Source organism: Enterococcus sp. 7E2_DIV0204 (genome assembly GCF_002140855.1).
GTDB lineage: Bacteria > Bacillota > Bacilli > Lactobacillales > Enterococcaceae > Enterococcus_L > Enterococcus_L lemimoniae.
The window spans coordinates 2991298-3007384 of record NZ_NGKY01000001.1 but is presented as its reverse complement, the minus strand read 5'-3'; the positions used below and the strand labels follow the sequence as shown (position 1 = coordinate 3007384).

The window sequence follows — 16087 nt, the reverse complement described above, 5'->3', positions numbered from 1 at the left end:
ACAATTTGTAAGTAGATTTGCTTTTGTTTTACTTCATTTTTTCAATGATCTGTTCTTCATCCATATCGATAATGATACCAGCAGATAATAAGACTAGAAAAACATTATTTACCTCTTTGCTCGTAGCTTGAGCAAGTGCTTTTCGATATAAATTTAACTGACCACGGTACCGCTGAATGACTTTCTTGATCTCTTGGACGTTTTCGATATCTTGGACAAAATCTGTTTTATAGTCGTAAAGAATGCAATTGTTGTCTTGTTCAAGATAACCATCAATCATTCCATGGATCAATAAATCATCTTGTGTTTCTCTGGGATAATCTTTGATCAATTCTTCTGCTCTCAACAACATTGAAAATGGTTGTTCTCGCAAAACTTTAGTTGGATTTTCTAACAGTTGTTGGCCCAAGTGTGTCTGATAAAAAGAGAGTACCTGATCAATCTTGATTTGTTTTGCTACATTTTCTTGAATAATTTTCGTTTGGACTAATTCTTCGATCAATTGGGTAATACTATCTTTGGTTGGTTCTTCGTTTAAATCCAGCAATTGTAATAAATAATGAGTTGCTGAACCAACCTCCACTGCTGATGGTTTTCGGATCGTTTCAATAAATCTAGGTTTCCCCAACTCACCTTCACTCATTCGGTGAACGATCATTGGAGTTGGCTGAAGTGTATTTTTTTCATCTACTTCGATTTTAGCGATTTCTTTATTATCCGGGTCTTCAAATACACGTTTGATTTCTGATACTGATTGGTAATTAGTCGTTTTGGTTGAGAGCTGGTAGGGATAATCATAATTTAAACGGTATAACCCTTGCTCTACTAATTTAGGATCACTACTTTTAGAATTTTCGGCTTTACTCAAACCTGTATCGATAAATTGAAGGGCAGCAAATTGTTCTTGGATGGCTTGTTCAGTCATGAATGAAACCGAGAATCCCGCTGGATGTTGTGTGATTCCCACAATTTTTTCAGTTGTAAACGCCGATTGGAATTCAGCCATTTTCTGATGACGAACCAAACTCATTCCCACCCAGTTCATCAAACTACTCTTTCCTTGTAACCGATTTTCGCTTGGTAATACTTTAGTTTGAACATCAGCCACTTTCAGCCACTCTTTAAATGTTGCTTCTTGATTGTTATATGACCCCACAAGATAAAGCTTTTGTTCTGCACGAGTCAACGCTACATACAATTTGCGCATCTCTTCTGAGAGTAATTTTTTTAATTTTGCCTGCTTGATTGCTAAAAACGGCAATGTCTCATAAAGCATCCGATCTGTTTGATCCAAATAACGAATCCCAACACCAAGTCGGTCGTCAAAGATATACCGTTCATTCAGATCGCCAAGGTTGAACTCTTTTGTCATATCTAAAATGAAAACAACTGGGAATTCCAATCCTTTACTAGCGTGGATCGTCATAACGCGAACAGCATTTTCTTCGCTCAAAATAACAGGTTCTGCTAAGTCCTTATCTTTTTCCTGCATTTTTTCAATAAACCGAACAAATTGAAATAGGCCACGGAAACTGGTTTGTTCATAACTGGCGGCTCGATCGATCAATGCAAATAAATTCGCCTGTCTTTGTTTCCCCGCTGGCATACCGCCTACGTAATCTAAATAAGCCGTATCTTGATAAATTTGCCAGATTAAAGTTGCTAATTGATTTCTTCGTGCCATTTCGCGCCATTGTTCAAGTTGAGCTGCAAATGCCTGTGTTTTTTCTTTCAATGCCAATTGAGCTGACTCTTTCGCCTCAATTTGATTAAAGGTCAGGAACGCTTCATAATAAGAACTTTTTTTAGCAGCTAACCGAAGCGTTACTAATTCATTTTCTTTTAATCCTACAATTGGCGAACGCAACACCGCGGCCAAGGGGATATCTTGATAGGGATTGTCAATAATTTGCAAAAGAGCCACCATTGTCTGAATTTCGGTTGCTTGAAAATAATTTTGGGCATCGTTTACTTGGATTGGGATACCTGCTAATTTAAATATCTCTAAAATCGTCAAATTATTTTTTTTAGTTGGCGTCAACAATACAATATCTTTATAAGTCAATGGTCGATTTTCTTTTGTTGTTTTGTCATAGATCAAAAAGTTTTTATCGATCAATTCTCTGATTTTCAGCGCTGTCATATGCAATTCGCCTTCTGTTTTATCTTCCAAAATCAGCTGAGAATCGTCCAGTCCGAGTACTTCCTCCACACGTTCTGATTTTTTTTCATAGATCAACAGTTCGGTATCATAATTTTCTGCTTCTGCAAACTGATCAAAACCATGAACGAGTTTAGCTGCTTCATCATAAGCGATTTGTCCGACACGTTCATCCATCAATTGTTCAAAAACTAAATTGGTAAAATCTAATACATTCCTTCTAGAGCGGAAATTCTCGGCTAAAACGATTCGCTTTCCCTCTTTATTTGCTCCATATTGATTGTATTTTTCGATAAATAAGGTTGGGTCAGCTAAACGAAATGAATAGATCGACTGCTTAACATCACCAACCATAAACAGGTTTCCTTCAGAAGCCGTTGGTCTTCTTAACCAATAAAGAATTGTTTCTTGTAATCGATTAATGTCTTGATATTCATCAACTAATACTTCATCAAACTTCTCACGATAATAGTTTGATGCTTCTGTTGGGAGCCACTCACTTGCCTCTTTTTTTGCTAATATATTCAGGGTGAAATGTTCCAAATCATTGAAATCAACTAACCCTTTTTTTAGTTTCTGTTGGCTATAAGTATCAATGAAGGCTTTTCCAACTTGTGCCATTTCCTCAACTAGTGGTTGAGAACGGTCTAAAATTCCTTTCATTTCCTCTGGTGATAAAGTGAATAGGTTCTCTAAAATAGCATTGATTGCTTTTTTATTTTGTTCTCGTAAGTTTTTGGCTTGTGCGGCAGTTTCTTTTAATTCTTCTACTCGCACCGTTGGATAACGTTCAAATGTGATTGTTTTTGAAACGTCAAAGCCTGATTCTAGATCATTATCTGCTAACTGGCTACTGAATGTTTCCACAAATTCTTTTTCATTTCTAGCAAGATTTGCAATTTTTTCTAGCTTTTCTTCTCCTTCAGTTAAACGAATCATCTCTTCGTAACGCTCTACACAACGGAATAGACTTTCCATAACTTGAGGTTTCAAATAGTCTTGGAATAGCACCGAGTCACCTAACTGCCCAGTCACTTGATAGCTGTCAGCTAAATGGGTCAACCATTCCTCTGGATCAGGATTAGCACGGGCAAAATCATACAGGGAAAAGATTAATCGAGTCAGTCCATCATCACTACGATCATTGGAAAAATTACTTGTCAGCTGAAAAAAAGCTTCTTGGTTTTCACCATAAAATTGTTCCCTAAGTCCATCCCAAACATCTTCTTTCAAAAGTAACATTTCCGTTTCATCTGTCAATAGTCGGAAAACTGGATCCATTTCGATCAGATAATAAAAACGACGAATCACTGTTAAACAAAATGCGTGTAGCGTACTGATATTGGCAGTTGGAAGCAAGGTCAACTGTTTAATAAAATGGTTTTTTTTCTCTTGCTCACTCTCGTTTGTAATTGCTTTTTGTAATGCTGCTTGGATTCTTTCTTTCATTTCCTTTGCGGCCGCTTCTGTATAGGTTACGATCAACAAGCGATCGATATTCACACCACTTTTGAGTTTTTCGATAACTCTGCGTACTAGAACCGTTGTTTTTCCAGAACCAGCAGAAGCAGAAACTAAAATGTTTTCATCACCATCAAAAACGGCTTGCCATTGATTATCAGTAAATTGCTCATTTTCTGGACGTAACGGGATAGTCTTACTCATCAATAGTTCCTCCTTCCGACTCATTTTCAAGTAAACGATCCATTACTTCTTTTTTCGTCAATGTTTCAATTCGATTATAGTTATTCTCCTTTAACATAACATCAAAATTGCAAACACTCCTAAACGGACAGTAACGGCAAGCAATTCGCTCTTTGCCTTGATAAGCTGGGTTTAAATCAATTTCGCCACTGGTAACTTTATTACCTGCTTCGATAAACTTGCTGCGGTTATGAATCAATAAGGCATCTAATTCAGGCTCTGTCACAAATTTATCTTCTTGGCGGCGTCCTGGTTTAATAATTTCTTTAGCAGATTCTTCAATTGGAAAAATCAGCGAACTTTGTTTAGCTTGTAGACTTTTATCCAGATTTTCAAGCAAAACGGGATCATTCAATAACAGTCCGTCAAATTGGAATTTCTTTAAAAGCTGCTGTTCTTTCTTATCTTCTGTTTCATAAGGAAGAATCGGGTTATGAACATGTAGGTAGAATGAGCCCGCTGGTTTAGCTGATTGACCGACTAGATTCACAGCATCCATCAACGCGACGTCCAAATAGGTCAACATTTGCATCGCTAAACCATAGTAAGCTTCTGTAATATTAAATTTTTTGTGGCTTGATTTATAATCAACAACACCTAAATATAAAGAATCTGGTGTCACTAATTGATCTAAACGGTCGATTTTCCCTCTGACACTGATATTACCACCGTTATCAAGTGGCAATTCTAAGCCCTTGATTCCCTTTTGACTGGCAATCTGACCAAACAAAACTTCTGTCTGAACCGTCGACATCCCACTACGCTCACTTTGACGTTTTAAAGCCCAACTAACTTTTTTGATCGTTTGACCTAATTGATAGCGAATATAATTCATCCGACTTGACGTATCAAGAATCGAAAATTTGATCTCACCAAATACGGCATTAAGGATTTGTTCTGTAAATTCGTTCACTTCACGATCAGTCAATTCAGATAGCTGCTTATTTTGCGTAATCAATAATTTGAAAAACTGATCTAGTGCCTCATGGAAAAAATCTCCTGTTGCAGCAGGTGTCAGCCCAAAAACATCTCTTTCTTTTAGACCTAGACCAAATCGAGTAAAATATTGATACTGACAACGATAGAAACTTTCCATTCTGGAAACGGATGTATAAATATGTTTTGTATATAATTCATCAGCTAGCTGTTCCTCTAAGTTTTCTGGCAGATTTTGATGGCCTAAACTTTCAAAAACACGGTGAGCCAAATTCGCTTGTTCCTGTTTCATTAATTCGCGTTCCAAAGTAAGCCAAAAAGCTAGGATGCCTTCCTGTGTTTCTTTTTTCTGACGCTTTAAGTTCGTTAAATCACTGATCAATGTTCGATAAGTCCCTACATGCTCTATACTAATTTGTTCGTTATCTAATATTGTCAGTGCATTTTTTAATTGTATTTGTACGCCTAAATCTTTTTGAATATTCATTAAGTATGCTGAGACTTTAACGTCTTTAGCAGTATCTTTTACACTTGGGTAAGAAAAATACAACCGATCTGTTGCCGAAGCAAACATGATATAAGCCGTAAATGGCTCTTTGGCAATGCTTTTTCTAGTATCATTTAGTAAAAACTGCCCTTCCTCTAGATAGCCATTCACATATTGGCGCTCTTCATCGGAAAGTAAAGTCTTATTATCAAATTTTTGTGGTAAAACTTGATCTGTCAAACCAATTGCAAAAACGATTTTGGCTTGTCCGGGTCGTGCTAGATCGAGTGAACGAATTTGAACTTGATCGATCGCTGTGGGAACTTTATTATAGCGTAAACCTTCTAAACCACTAGAAAAAATTTCTTCAAATACTGAGAGATCAAATGCTTCATCCCCATAAATCGTGACGTATTCATCCAGTAACGTCATTAAAGCTTCCCAGGTCTGCTCATGGTTGCGACCTGCTTCTAATTGACCGCTCTCAATGGCTTGATTCCGCCACATCATCAATTGCTTTTCGATACCATTATTGACTAAAAATCGATAGAAATAATCCGCCGCTTCGATCCCTTTATGCGCTTTTTGCATTTGTTTGAAAAAAGCTGGTACTGTTTGTTGGACCCTATTTCGCACAGCATTGGCATCTTTTTCAATCAATTCTGTGTCGTCTTGTTGTTCGGCTTCAAAATCATAGCGGATAAAATGCCAGTCCTTATCTTTTTCCCAATGATATCCCTCATAACCATAAGCCAAGACAACATTCTCAGCTAGGTCGATTTTCCGCCGCCATTCATTGCGCTGTATTTTCCATTCTTCCATAGTCATTTGATCTTCTATAGGAAAAAATAGTTCTGTTCTTAAAAAGCGTAAGACATCTCGATAACGGTAATGGTAACTATTGATTGCAAATAATGATTGAATAAATTCAACTAACGGATGCTGTTCCATCGCCATATCTCGATCCAAATAGACAGGGATTTCATGCATGGAAAATAACGGTTCGATCATGGTTTCATAGCTGTCCAATTCTCGTGTTAGCACTTGAATATCTTTATACCGATAATTTTCTTCAGCAACTAATCTTCTGATTTCCTTTGCAATATGATTGATTTCTTCTTTAGGATTTTCTGCACACCAAAACTGAAGATGATCATCATTGATCTTTTCTTTTGCTTTTTTCGGATGACTTTCTTGGGCATTAACCCAATATTTTTCCAGTGTTTGAAGGCTGTCATTTTTAAGCAACCTTTTCTTTTGTTCAACATAGTCAGGTAATATTGCTACATTAGAATTTCTAGCTAACTGATAAAGTTTATAATAAGTCGTACCCGTTTCGTAAAATAAATTCATCAACTGCGGCACGTCATTTGGGTATTTTTTATCTAAAACCAAAGATATTTTGACTTGACCACCACGACGCATCAATGTATCGAGCAATTTTAGCTCTCTAGCAGAAAAATTATGGTATCCATTGACTACAAATAGAACGTGACTTAAGTCTTTTGTTTCTAAATAGTCCGTCAAATAATTGATGATTTCTGCTGATTTTATGCCGTACTGACTCATAGTTTCTTCAAATTTTGAAAAAACTAATTTAATATCTTGGATTTTTAATTGTAGATCTTGCTCTTTACTATCTGAATTTGCTCCTGATAAATGAGCAAATAAGTCGTCTAAATCAACATTGCCTTCTTTTATTTCCTGATACAGATCAAATAATTGCTGAATAAACCCTGATTTATTGACTTCTCCACGAAAAACCTTTAATGCTTCCTCGTTTTCCGATAAGATTTTTCTAAAAACCATTGCAGCTCCAGCTTCAGTAAGTACTTCTGAACTGTAAAATTGAGTATGCTGTAAAAAATACCAAGCCAATCGATAAAAGCTAAACACTTGAAAACGCATTGTTGCGATAGAATCACTTTGATTATTTTGGATGATTTTAATGCGTTTAAGGGCATTGATTTCTTGTTCAAACTTCATATGGTTGGGCACTAAATAGAAAACTTCATGTGCATCATCTTCAGCTAACCACTGAACAGATGTTTGCAAAAGCGCCTCTTCCAAGTCCATCTCAGCTGTTCCTCGAATAAACTGCAAACTCATTTCATCACATCCTTTATTTCAGTCTTACCTTCTTAGTTTATCATAAAATCACCTTGAACACGCCTTTCATTGTCCAACAAAAAAAGCCTCTTAATTAAAAGAGAACTTTTTTATATTATATAACCAATACTTAGATGGTACCGAAACGATTTAATGGCCATAAGACGAATTTAACATCACCTGATATATCTTTTTTGTTGATAAATCCGATCATTCGTCCATCTTTTGAATTTCTGCGATTGTCTCCCATCACAAAATATTCCCCTTCAGGGACTTTTTTCTCACCAGTGACTTCACTTAAAGTAAAATCAAGCGTCAAGGGTGAACCATCTGTTACTGCGCTTTTAAACTCATCCAAATAGGGTTCTTTTACTTCTTTGTCATTAATATACAGAACATCAGCTTTGTATTCCACGGTATCTCCTGGTAAACCGATCACGCGTTTAATGTAACTTTTTTTCGGTTCATCTGGTGCTGGGAACGTCACAATATCAAAGCGTTTGATTTCAGTATTTTTTAATGCAATCACACGTTCACCATCTGCTAATGTTGGATCCATCGAATGCCCTTTGACCACAACTGGGGTAAAAACAAACTGCCTTAATAAAAATAGCAACGCTGCTAGACCAACAAAAAATAATATAGTATTTAATAACTCTTTAGATTTCAAATTCATTCCTCCAAAAACTTGCTTTCTATAGTTTACCACAGACCAAGAAATTTCTACAGATTTGTTTCCTTTTTGGGTAAATTTTTAGCATTTCTCTTAAGATTTCATATATTCAATTATTTTGGGAATGAAGTTAAAAAGCTAAGACCATTTTAACCTTACATATCTTTTACAACGATATAACAAACAGCTAAAGGGCCATGTAATCCAACAACCAATTGCATTTCTATATCACCCGAATTGGAAGGTCCTGAAATAAAATGAATCGCTGATCCGATTTTCTCACCATTTTTCTGTTTCTCTCCATAGTACGCCGCGGCTTGAGTAGAGCGAGGTACAATTTTACTCATTGGGATAATTGAAATATAGTGTTGTGGCAAGAAATGGAATGAACGACCTTGACCTGCATTGGTTTCAACAACGATCGAGCCTGATTCAGCCAATAAAAATTCGGCAAAAGCTATTGCAATGTTAGCAGTTGCTACAGTTGCTATATTAGTCTCTCTATACTCTGGTCCGGGTTTCCAAAACAGTAACAGTTCATCCTGCATTGCTTCTGATTCTTGATCTGGTATAAACTGTTGCAAGCCAAATTCTGCAAATCGGTCATCAATCGGCAGCACTATTTTCCCGCCTCCAAATGATTCTACCATTTGATCGATCGTTTCTTTTAAGTTGGCTTTCGTAGTTTCAACAAGAGTGGTATTGATTTTCGCTACTCGTGCTTTAGCAATTTCTAACAATTCATCTTGAGATTTATCTGCAAGCGTTGTTTCGGGCAAATCATTAATTGGCTTGAATGGATGCTCTAAAGTGTCTTGACGTTTTGTACCAAGTTTTTCCGTCAGCTTATTTAAGAAAGACTCTCTATTTTGTATATTGGCATTAGTCATTTTGTTCACCTGCTTTATGCTTTTTATACCAGCTTCTAAAATTTTCTGAACTTTTTGGCGGACGTGGTAAATCACGAACATCTGTCCAACCTTTCACAAGACCTGGTCCTTTTGCAACATAGCCACCGTACTGGAACATATTATCTACAGTAATTCCTTTTTTCTTACTTAATGGTGCTAATCCCATATGATCGACTTTCATGGCTGTTTTAAATAAGCTTGGCGTTGCTGTCGCTTTTCCTACAACCCGCATTTGAAAATCATCAAAGCCATGTTGCATCTTTAATTCATCGGTCATTACACGTCGATGCTCGATCAATAATTCATGTAATGGAATCTTCACTGGACAAGTATCCGTACACGCACCACAAAGACTAGAGGCATACGGTAACTCTCCAAATTGATTGTAGCCGCCTAACACTGGGGATAACACCGCGCCAATCGGGCCAGGATAAATTGATCCATAACCATGACCGCCAATATGGCGATATACTGGACAAACGTTTAAACAAGAACCGCAACGAATACACTGTAAAACAGGTTCAAAAGCTGTACCTAACGCATTAGAACGACCATTATCTAAAATCACAACATGAAACTCTTCAGGACCATCTGATTCATCTTTTTTTTTGATACCAGCAAAAGTGACATATGTTGTTAAACTTTGTCCAACAGCACTTCTAGCTAAGAGGTTATCTAGCACCTCAACCTCCCTCATGCTGGGTACGATTCGCTCCATCCCCATCAAGACGATTTGTGTTTTAGGGATACTTATTGTTAAATCAGCATTCCCCTCATTCGTATTCAGATTGATTAAGCCACTGTCAGCAATCGCAAAGTTACACCCTGTTATTCCTACTTCCGCTTCCAAGAAAAACTTACGCATAACCTCTCTAGCACATCGAGCTAAGTTAACTGGATCGTTATCCCCTTTATACCCTAATTTTTCTGCAAAAACTTGCCGAATTTGCTCGCGATTTTTATGAATGCTAGGGAAAACAATATGAGAAGGCTCATCCCAATCATCCATTTGCAAGATAAATTCCGCTAAATCTGTCTCCATAACACTGACACCATCTAGCTCTAACAACATAGGATCAATATCAACTTCTGTGGTTACCATTGATTTTGATTTCACTACTCTTTTTGCATTTTTCTCTAAAACCACTTGTTTTACATATTCCGTTGCTTCTTCCGCTGTCTGAGCAAAAAAGACTTTTCCACCTTGTTCAGCAACCATATCGCTAAACTGCTCTAGATAATCTGGTAAATACGAAATCGTATGCTGCCTGATTTGTTCTCCAAGTTCTCGCCAATGCTCCCAGTGACCGAGTTCTGCTCTTGCGCCTTCTCGTTTGATCCACTGATCATCTTGTGCTTTTGCTACAGCTTTTTGCATGAAAACATCGTTTTTGCTCTCTTCTAATCGTTGTTTGAAAGGCTTCGTACTAGTCGTTAATCCCACACTATTTCCCCCTAAATGACCGTCATTATTTTTGGTTGATCCATTCGTTTCTTATCCACCTGTTGATTTAAAACCTCTGCAATATGCATAATTTTGATTGGTTTACCGACTCGATTGAACTTCCCACCAATATTCATTAGGCAGCCCATATCTGCGCTAATTAAAATTTCAGCGCCAGTGTCGATCACATCATTCATTTTTTCTGTAACCATTTGTTCAGAGATTTCCGGCATTTTTACTGAAAAGGTACCGCCGAATCCACAACAATTTTCAATATGATTTAATGGAATCATCTCTAAGCCTGCTACATGGTCTAACAAGATAAATGGTGCTTCACGTTCCTTTAAAATTCTGGTCATGTGGCATGAACGGTGATAAGTTGCTTTGGCATTTAACGTTGCGCCAACATCAGTGACGCCTAAAACTCGGTATAGAAATTGGCTAAATTCAAATGATTTAGCCGCTAGAGCTTCCGCTTTGGGGCCATAAATAGGATCGTCTTTTAAAAAGTGACGATACTCTCTTAGCATTCCCACACATGATCCAGCAGGTCCCACCACATACTCTGCATCTTCAAAACAATCGATTTGATTTTTCAGCGTGGCATAACTTTCTTCAACATAGCCACTATTATAAGTTGGCTGTCCGCAACAAGTTTGCTTATCTGGGAACGTTGTTTCGCAACCTAACCGCTCCAAAACTTCTACCATCGCCTGTCCCACATTTGGAAATAGTAAATCAACAACACAAGTAGAAAAAATGCTTACTTTCAAAAAAAGCCCTCCTCGTAAGTTGTGCGAGCAGGACAAAGCAGTCATCTATATAGTCAAAAATAACGTTGGCATATACATTCGTTTTTACCTAGGTAAAAGTCGATCACTAGTCCAGTCATCATACAACTTATAATCAAAATCATTTTGTAACAATTATTATACAAGAATAATTTTATCAAGAATATGGCTATTTAGCAATCGATTTCAGTATGCTTTTTCGCATACTAACATTTCATTTAATCTGGTAATAGTGCAATTGAACGTACAGGGAAACCTGGAGCATTTAGTAGATTAGGAAAACTAGTTACAATCACACTCCCAACAGCAGGCACTTGATTCAGATTCCGCATCACTTCGACTTGATACTTATTTTGCTTCAACCAATAATATTCACCTAGTAATCCCTGATTTTTTCTGAAATCAGCAGCACTATCCGTATCCAAAGTCTCATGCCCAATCGCCGTAACATTTCTTATCTCACTTAAATATTTCAACGCTGCTAGACTCCATCCTGGTGTATGAGCTGCCCCTTCTTTATCACAATTATAATAGGCTTCTGTAGATTTCCAGCGACTTGACCAACCACTTGCAAACGCAACAAAAGAACCTTCTGGAATCGAACCAAATTCTGCTTCGAAATCAAGTATATCCTGAATCGTCAAACAATAATCATGGTTATTTTGAACAACGTCTTCTTTATGAATCACATACAATGGTAAAACTAATTCTTTTAATTTAATTTCATGTAAGTAACGTTTTCCTTCAGCAAAATGTATAGGCGCATCGATGTGTGTACTATATTGCGTTGGCAAGGTATATTCTTTAGCAAAAAAGCCATCTTTTTTAATTGTAAATAACGTTTTTTCTTGAGATCCGTTAAAAGCTCCGAACCTAGGTATTGACTCATGTATCTCATGACTTAAATCAATCCACTTTTTCTTCTTTAAATAATTCATTGCGTCCAATGTATTCATCTCTATTCCCCCATGAATTCCCTATTTTTTATAATAATCAAACTTAATTACTAATATACAAGAAAAATAGATGACTGTATACGGATCTTTTGATAAACTGATGGAGTATAGATTGAACAAAGGAGGGATAGCATTATGTTTATTTCATTCGGCATGTTTATTGGTTTAATTATAGTAACAATTATTATGATTGCATTAATTATTTATTTAACGTTTACAGGAGGTAATAAGCAACCGCGTCATAACAAGATACATCAAGCTGAAGAAGCTGCTAGAGAGCGATTAGCTCAAAACACCCCTACGCCTCCATCAGAGCAGCAATTTAGGCAAAATAATTCAGATTATCATAATGAATTCAGAACAGAGTATGAGCAGAATTCACATTCTCAAGATATTATTGAAGAGGAAGATCCTTTACAGATTCTTCCTTATCCAAAAGATGATGATTTCAAATAAAAAAAGCGCAAAACTACAATTTAGTTTTGTGCTTTTTTTATTTTACAACTTTCATCGTCCTCTGAACTCAATAAAAAATACCGCTAGCAAGATTCTAGGTTCCTGCTAGCGGTACATAATTTATCATATTGATTACAGACGTGCATTCAATTCTTTCGCTAAATCTTCAAAGCCCGGTTTTCCAAGTAAAGCGAACATATTTTTCTCATAAGTTATTCTTTTATTATAACTATCATAGTAGTCATGAATGGCTATTTATAGGCGTTTCCGTTATCTACTTTTATCATATAAATCTTTTTATTGCCACTTTTATCAAAATATGCCACCAAAATGCCACCAAAAATTATCAATCATATGTATTATATCTTACTTTACTGAAGGCTAAATATCTCATGCTAGACAAACACGAACAAACGTTTGTATAATGTATTTAGGTGATGATAATGAGATATGTAAAAACTGTGCATTTAAAGGATCATATAAGACCAGCGCAATATTTTTACTCGTTGCATCTGGTCCCGTTCCGTAAAGTGTCATCCAAGCGGATTAATATCGAGGGTACTGTATACAATTTCTGGTCATTTCCCAAGATTAAAAAAAGAGATTACTTAATAGCATTTCCGCTGAAAAAAATTGATCATTTTATTGTTTTTGAATACGTAGACCCCTATCAATATCTAACTTTATCGAGTAAAAAAGTTTATCAGAAAACAGACTTTAAAATGCAAAAGAAGAAAGTTGAATATATCTACGATGATTGGGAGAGTGCGGAATCGTGAATTTAATCGATGAATATGAAGCTGGATTACTGACCTATCAAGAATTCCAGTCGTACATATGGGGCTGTGGACAACGGTTAATTAATGAGATCGGATTAGATAAGTTTGTTTTTTACTTAAACGCTGAGGAGGGCGAATATTATGCAAAAGAATAGTTATGTAGGAGTAGTAGATAAGATCAGGGTTATAAAGTCGTTTCCCAATATGTTAGTACGTTTTACGCTACATGCTACCGCTGGTGACATTAACTGCCTAGTCAGCAAGAAAGAACTCGCTAACCTTATTCTTTTTCTTGAGGATGGTAAATTTGAACTTGCTACCTTTGGTCACTATAACAGTAGAAATCAACTTGTGATAGAAAAGTTTACCGTCAGAAATCCTGACAGTTTTGTTCGAGAATTTATATTAAAACCGATGAAGTCAATTGCTTAAGCCTACAACTCAACGAGTAGTAGGTTTTTATCATATTTTTAAGCCAACACGGCCGGACCAATAAAGTAAATATCACAATATTAAAGGGCATACATATAGACCAATTTATAAAAAAAGCTATTTCTCTTGCAATTCTCCGAATTTAATAGTATTTTATTTTTAACTTAAAGAAAGGTTGTGTAATTATTTTAACCGTTTATTCTTCACAAAACTGCACTTCTTCTATCAAAACGAAAAAGTGGTTAGAAAAAAACAATGTTGACTTTATCGAAAAAAGTATTGCCCCTCAATCTATGAAATCAAAAGATATTAAGTTACTTTTGAGAATGATCGAAGATGGTCCCAGTGAACTTCTAAATATTTATTATAAAAACATTTACTGCGAATTCATAAATCATCTAAATATAAACGAACTTAAATTTTTTCTTAATGATAAACCATATGTTATACAGACACCTATTTTAGTGGATGAATTCCGAATTGTCACAGGTTATAATGAATTTGAGCTTTTGAGATTCTTACCCAAGAGGATTGAGAGATTTGACTTAGCTTCAATTTAATCATTTACGAAATTAACTTCTTTTACATACTCCGATAATATCTCGAAGGGATATACTTTAGAAACTTTAAAGTTTTCTTTGACTACAACTTTTATCTCTGTTCCTTTTCTATTCTATCATTTTTTGGAATCGTGGTAAGTATCCTTCCTTCGTTTGATATTGCTGAAATATTTTTATAGTTTCCTCCTGAAATCAATTCTGTATCTGAGAATACTATTAAATAATTATCAGGTCCTTCATATTGAGTAGGATCATGTGAAAGCTCAGCCTTTATTCTAAAGTTTTTTTCTTTGTTAGATTTCATTTCATTACCCAACGCTAAAAAGAACAAAAACATTATAGAGATTGATATTAAGCACACTATAATAGCTCTCATCTTCATTTCGACCTCTCCTTTAAAATGAATTGGATTTTTTTTAACGAAGATTAATTCCTATAGCCAACTGTTCATTTAAATATATATAGCTACATATAATTATTCAAATGAAAAGCTCAATAAAAAACACTGGAATGTGATCTTTGCGGGAATCACAACCAGTGCCTTTAACTACTTTAGGTATATAATATAACGAAAATCTTAATTCCAGTAAATTTATATGCTCAAAAAAACCGCCTCTTAAGAGACGGCAAACAATAAATAATTATTCTAGGGAATCTTCTGACTTACACTGAAAGAAGATACTCCTATAATAAGTTAGGCGTACCTAAAAGTCAAGTGCTAAATAAAACCGCCCCGACGAAAGGGCGGCATTATGATTATGACGAACACATAGATAGGTGTGTCCATTTTTTAGTTTATAAATATTTGTCGGAATTGTCAAAAAGAACGAATGATACTTCTACTAGATATTAAAATGGACCTTGTAGGACTCGAACCTACGACCGGACGGTTATGAGCCGTCTGCTCTAACCAACTGAGCTAAAGGTCCTAAAAAATCCCACCTCGAAAGAGATGGGCAAGGAAATGATGTAAAAGTTATATGTCCTTATTAATAGAATATATTAGTTTACGACTGAATTCAAATGATATGCATTGTCTAATTAAAAAATCTAGTCCCCCAGGTCGTGTCCACGTGTCCATCATCTGGACCAACGGCAACGTATCGACGATTTCCACCGTAATCAATGTAGCTAACCCATGCATAACCATTGGCAAGACGTAACCATCATACTCCATTGACTCAAACGGATCGTACCATGCTGATGCTGGACTCTCAACCGTGCTATCTGGTGACAATGTCAAACTTTGATCAGTCGTAAACGTCCCAACCATTGAAACTAAATTAGAATCTTGTGGTTTAGACGGTGCAGTAGGTTGACTGGGATTCCAAATTTCTACGATATCTCCATCATTAACATAACCTAATAACTTACCGCTATTTTCGACCTTGTAAAGATTTTTACGACCGTCTAGTTTTTGAGTGATAGTCCCTACTTGGGTCCATTTTTTATCAGCATTGATATGCTTTTCTGTCGGATCATCAGGAGTATTGTAAATTGACGCAAAACGAATATGTTGACCAACTTTATATTTAGGTGTATTCGGCTTGTTAGGTTTAACGATTGTCTCTCTACCATCTTCAGGTAATCCGTTCATTAAAACTTGTGCTAAACGAGCTTTGCTTACTCCCCACTGTGCCAAATATCCATATCTGATTATAAGCTAAAGGATCACCAGGAGTACATTA

General features: G+C 36.1%; 13 protein-coding genes, 1 tRNA gene and 1 pseudogene. 4 read left to right on the top strand and 11 right to left on the bottom strand.

The annotated features are described in order from the left end of the window. Positions 1-28: 28 nt before the first annotated feature. From addA to A5819_RS13915, 7 genes are all read right to left on the bottom strand, one after another. On the bottom strand, positions 29-3826 hold the full coding sequence (addA, locus tag A5819_RS13945; RefSeq protein WP_086279353.1) for a helicase-exonuclease AddAB subunit AddA: 3798 nt from the start codon (positions 3824-3826) through the stop codon (positions 29-31). Continuing rightward, positions 3819-7397 carry a PD-(D/E)XK nuclease family protein gene (locus A5819_RS13940; protein WP_086279352.1) on the bottom strand — a complete coding sequence of 1193 codons (3579 nt, stop codon included), beginning with the start codon at positions 7395-7397 and terminating at the stop codon, positions 3819-3821. Before A5819_RS13940 ends, addA begins: the two co-directional genes overlap by 8 nt. 130 nt (positions 7398-7527) lie before the next feature. Beyond that, positions 7528-8073, bottom strand: coding sequence for a signal peptidase I (lepB, locus tag A5819_RS13935; RefSeq protein ID WP_086279351.1), 546 nt, complete (start codon positions 8071-8073; stop codon positions 7528-7530). 152 nt (positions 8074-8225) lie between these two features. Continuing rightward, positions 8226-8960, bottom strand: a complete 735-nt coding sequence (locus A5819_RS13930) for a lactate utilization protein C (protein ID WP_086279350.1) — start codon at positions 8958-8960, stop codon at positions 8226-8228. After that, complete coding sequence (locus A5819_RS13925) at positions 8953-10425, bottom strand: LutB/LldF family L-lactate oxidation iron-sulfur protein (RefSeq protein ID WP_086279349.1); 1473 nt, start codon at positions 10423-10425, stop codon at positions 8953-8955. The genes A5819_RS13930 and A5819_RS13925 overlap by 8 nt, the downstream gene beginning before the upstream one ends. Positions 10426-10436: 11 nt before the next feature. Next, the gene (locus A5819_RS13920; protein ID WP_086279348.1) at positions 10437-11198 is read right to left on the bottom strand and encodes a (Fe-S)-binding protein; all 762 of its coding nucleotides are present in this window, start codon (positions 11196-11198) and stop codon (positions 10437-10439) included. A gap of 236 nt (positions 11199-11434) precedes the next feature. Beyond that, entirely contained in the window at positions 11435-12172 is a 738-nt protein-coding gene (locus A5819_RS13915; RefSeq protein ID WP_086279347.1) for a cyclase family protein, read from the bottom strand. A 135-nt stretch (positions 12173-12307) separates the two neighbouring features. On the opposite strand from A5819_RS13915, the gene A5819_RS13910 reads away from it, so the two are divergent. The 4 genes from A5819_RS13910 to A5819_RS20130 all read left to right on the top strand — a co-directional run bounded on the left by A5819_RS13910 (position 12308) and on the right by A5819_RS20130 (position 14399). After that, positions 12308-12628 carry a hypothetical protein gene (locus tag A5819_RS13910; RefSeq protein WP_086279346.1) on the top strand — a complete coding sequence of 107 codons (321 nt, stop codon included), beginning with the start codon at positions 12308-12310 and terminating at the stop codon, positions 12626-12628. Between the two features lie 775 nt (positions 12629-13403). Beyond that, entirely contained in the window at positions 13404-13562 is a 159-nt protein-coding gene (locus A5819_RS19310) for a hypothetical protein (RefSeq protein WP_176271432.1), read from the top strand. Then, positions 13549-13839 carry a hypothetical protein gene (locus A5819_RS13900; RefSeq protein ID WP_086279344.1) on the top strand — a complete coding sequence of 97 codons (291 nt, stop codon included), beginning with the start codon at positions 13549-13551 and terminating at the stop codon, positions 13837-13839. Before A5819_RS19310 ends, A5819_RS13900 begins: the two co-directional genes overlap by 14 nt. A 155-nt stretch (positions 13840-13994) precedes the next feature. After that, positions 13995-14399 (top strand): ArsC/Spx/MgsR family protein, encoded by a 405-nt coding sequence (locus tag A5819_RS20130; protein ID WP_369596916.1) that lies wholly within the window; start codon positions 13995-13997, stop codon positions 14397-14399. Between the two features lie 91 nt (positions 14400-14490). Here A5819_RS20130 and A5819_RS13890 read toward each other — a convergent pair whose 3' ends face one another. The 4 genes and pseudogenes from A5819_RS13890 to A5819_RS13875 form a co-directional block, all read right to left on the bottom strand. Continuing rightward, positions 14491-14781, bottom strand: a complete 291-nt coding sequence (locus tag A5819_RS13890) for a hypothetical protein (RefSeq protein ID WP_086279342.1) — start codon at positions 14779-14781, stop codon at positions 14491-14493. A 473-nt stretch (positions 14782-15254) separates the two neighbouring features. Next, positions 15255-15328: transfer RNA gene (locus tag A5819_RS13885), tRNA-Ile, on the bottom strand. Positions 15329-15436: 108 nt separating this feature from the next. Continuing rightward, complete coding sequence (locus A5819_RS20125) at positions 15437-15526, bottom strand: hypothetical protein (RefSeq protein ID WP_086279716.1); 90 nt, start codon at positions 15524-15526, stop codon at positions 15437-15439. A 170-nt stretch (positions 15527-15696) separates the two neighbouring features. After that, positions 15697-16050, bottom strand: a pseudogene (locus tag A5819_RS13875) (N-acetylmuramoyl-L-alanine amidase); the annotation flags it as partial. Between the last annotated feature and the right edge of the window lie 37 nt (positions 16051-16087).

What these genes read in the sequence shown, in the direction of transcription:
- addA (WP_086279353.1), bottom strand. Translation starts at nt 3,826, where the DNA reads ATGAGTAAGACTATCCCGTTACGTCCAGAAAATGAGCAATTTACTGAT.
- A5819_RS13940 (WP_086279352.1), bottom strand. Translation starts at nt 7,397, where the DNA reads ATGAGTTTGCAGTTTATTCGAGGAACAGCTGAGATGGACTTGGAAGAG.
- lepB (WP_086279351.1), bottom strand. Translation starts at nt 8,073, where the DNA reads ATGAATTTGAAATCTAAAGAGTTATTAAATACTATATTATTTTTTGTT.
- A5819_RS13930 (WP_086279350.1), bottom strand. Translation starts at nt 8,960, where the DNA reads ATGACTAATGCCAATATACAAAATAGAGAGTCTTTCTTAAATAAGCTG.
- A5819_RS13915 (WP_086279347.1), bottom strand. Translation starts at nt 12,172, where the DNA reads ATGAATACATTGGACGCAATGAATTATTTAAAGAAGAAAAAGTGGATT.
- A5819_RS13910 (WP_086279346.1), top strand. Translation starts at nt 12,308, where the DNA reads ATGTTTATTTCATTCGGCATGTTTATTGGTTTAATTATAGTAACAATT.
- A5819_RS13900 (WP_086279344.1), top strand. Translation starts at nt 13,549, where the DNA reads ATGCAAAAGAATAGTTATGTAGGAGTAGTAGATAAGATCAGGGTTATA.
- A5819_RS13890 (WP_086279342.1), bottom strand. Translation starts at nt 14,781, where the DNA reads ATGAAGATGAGAGCTATTATAGTGTGCTTAATATCAATCTCTATAATG.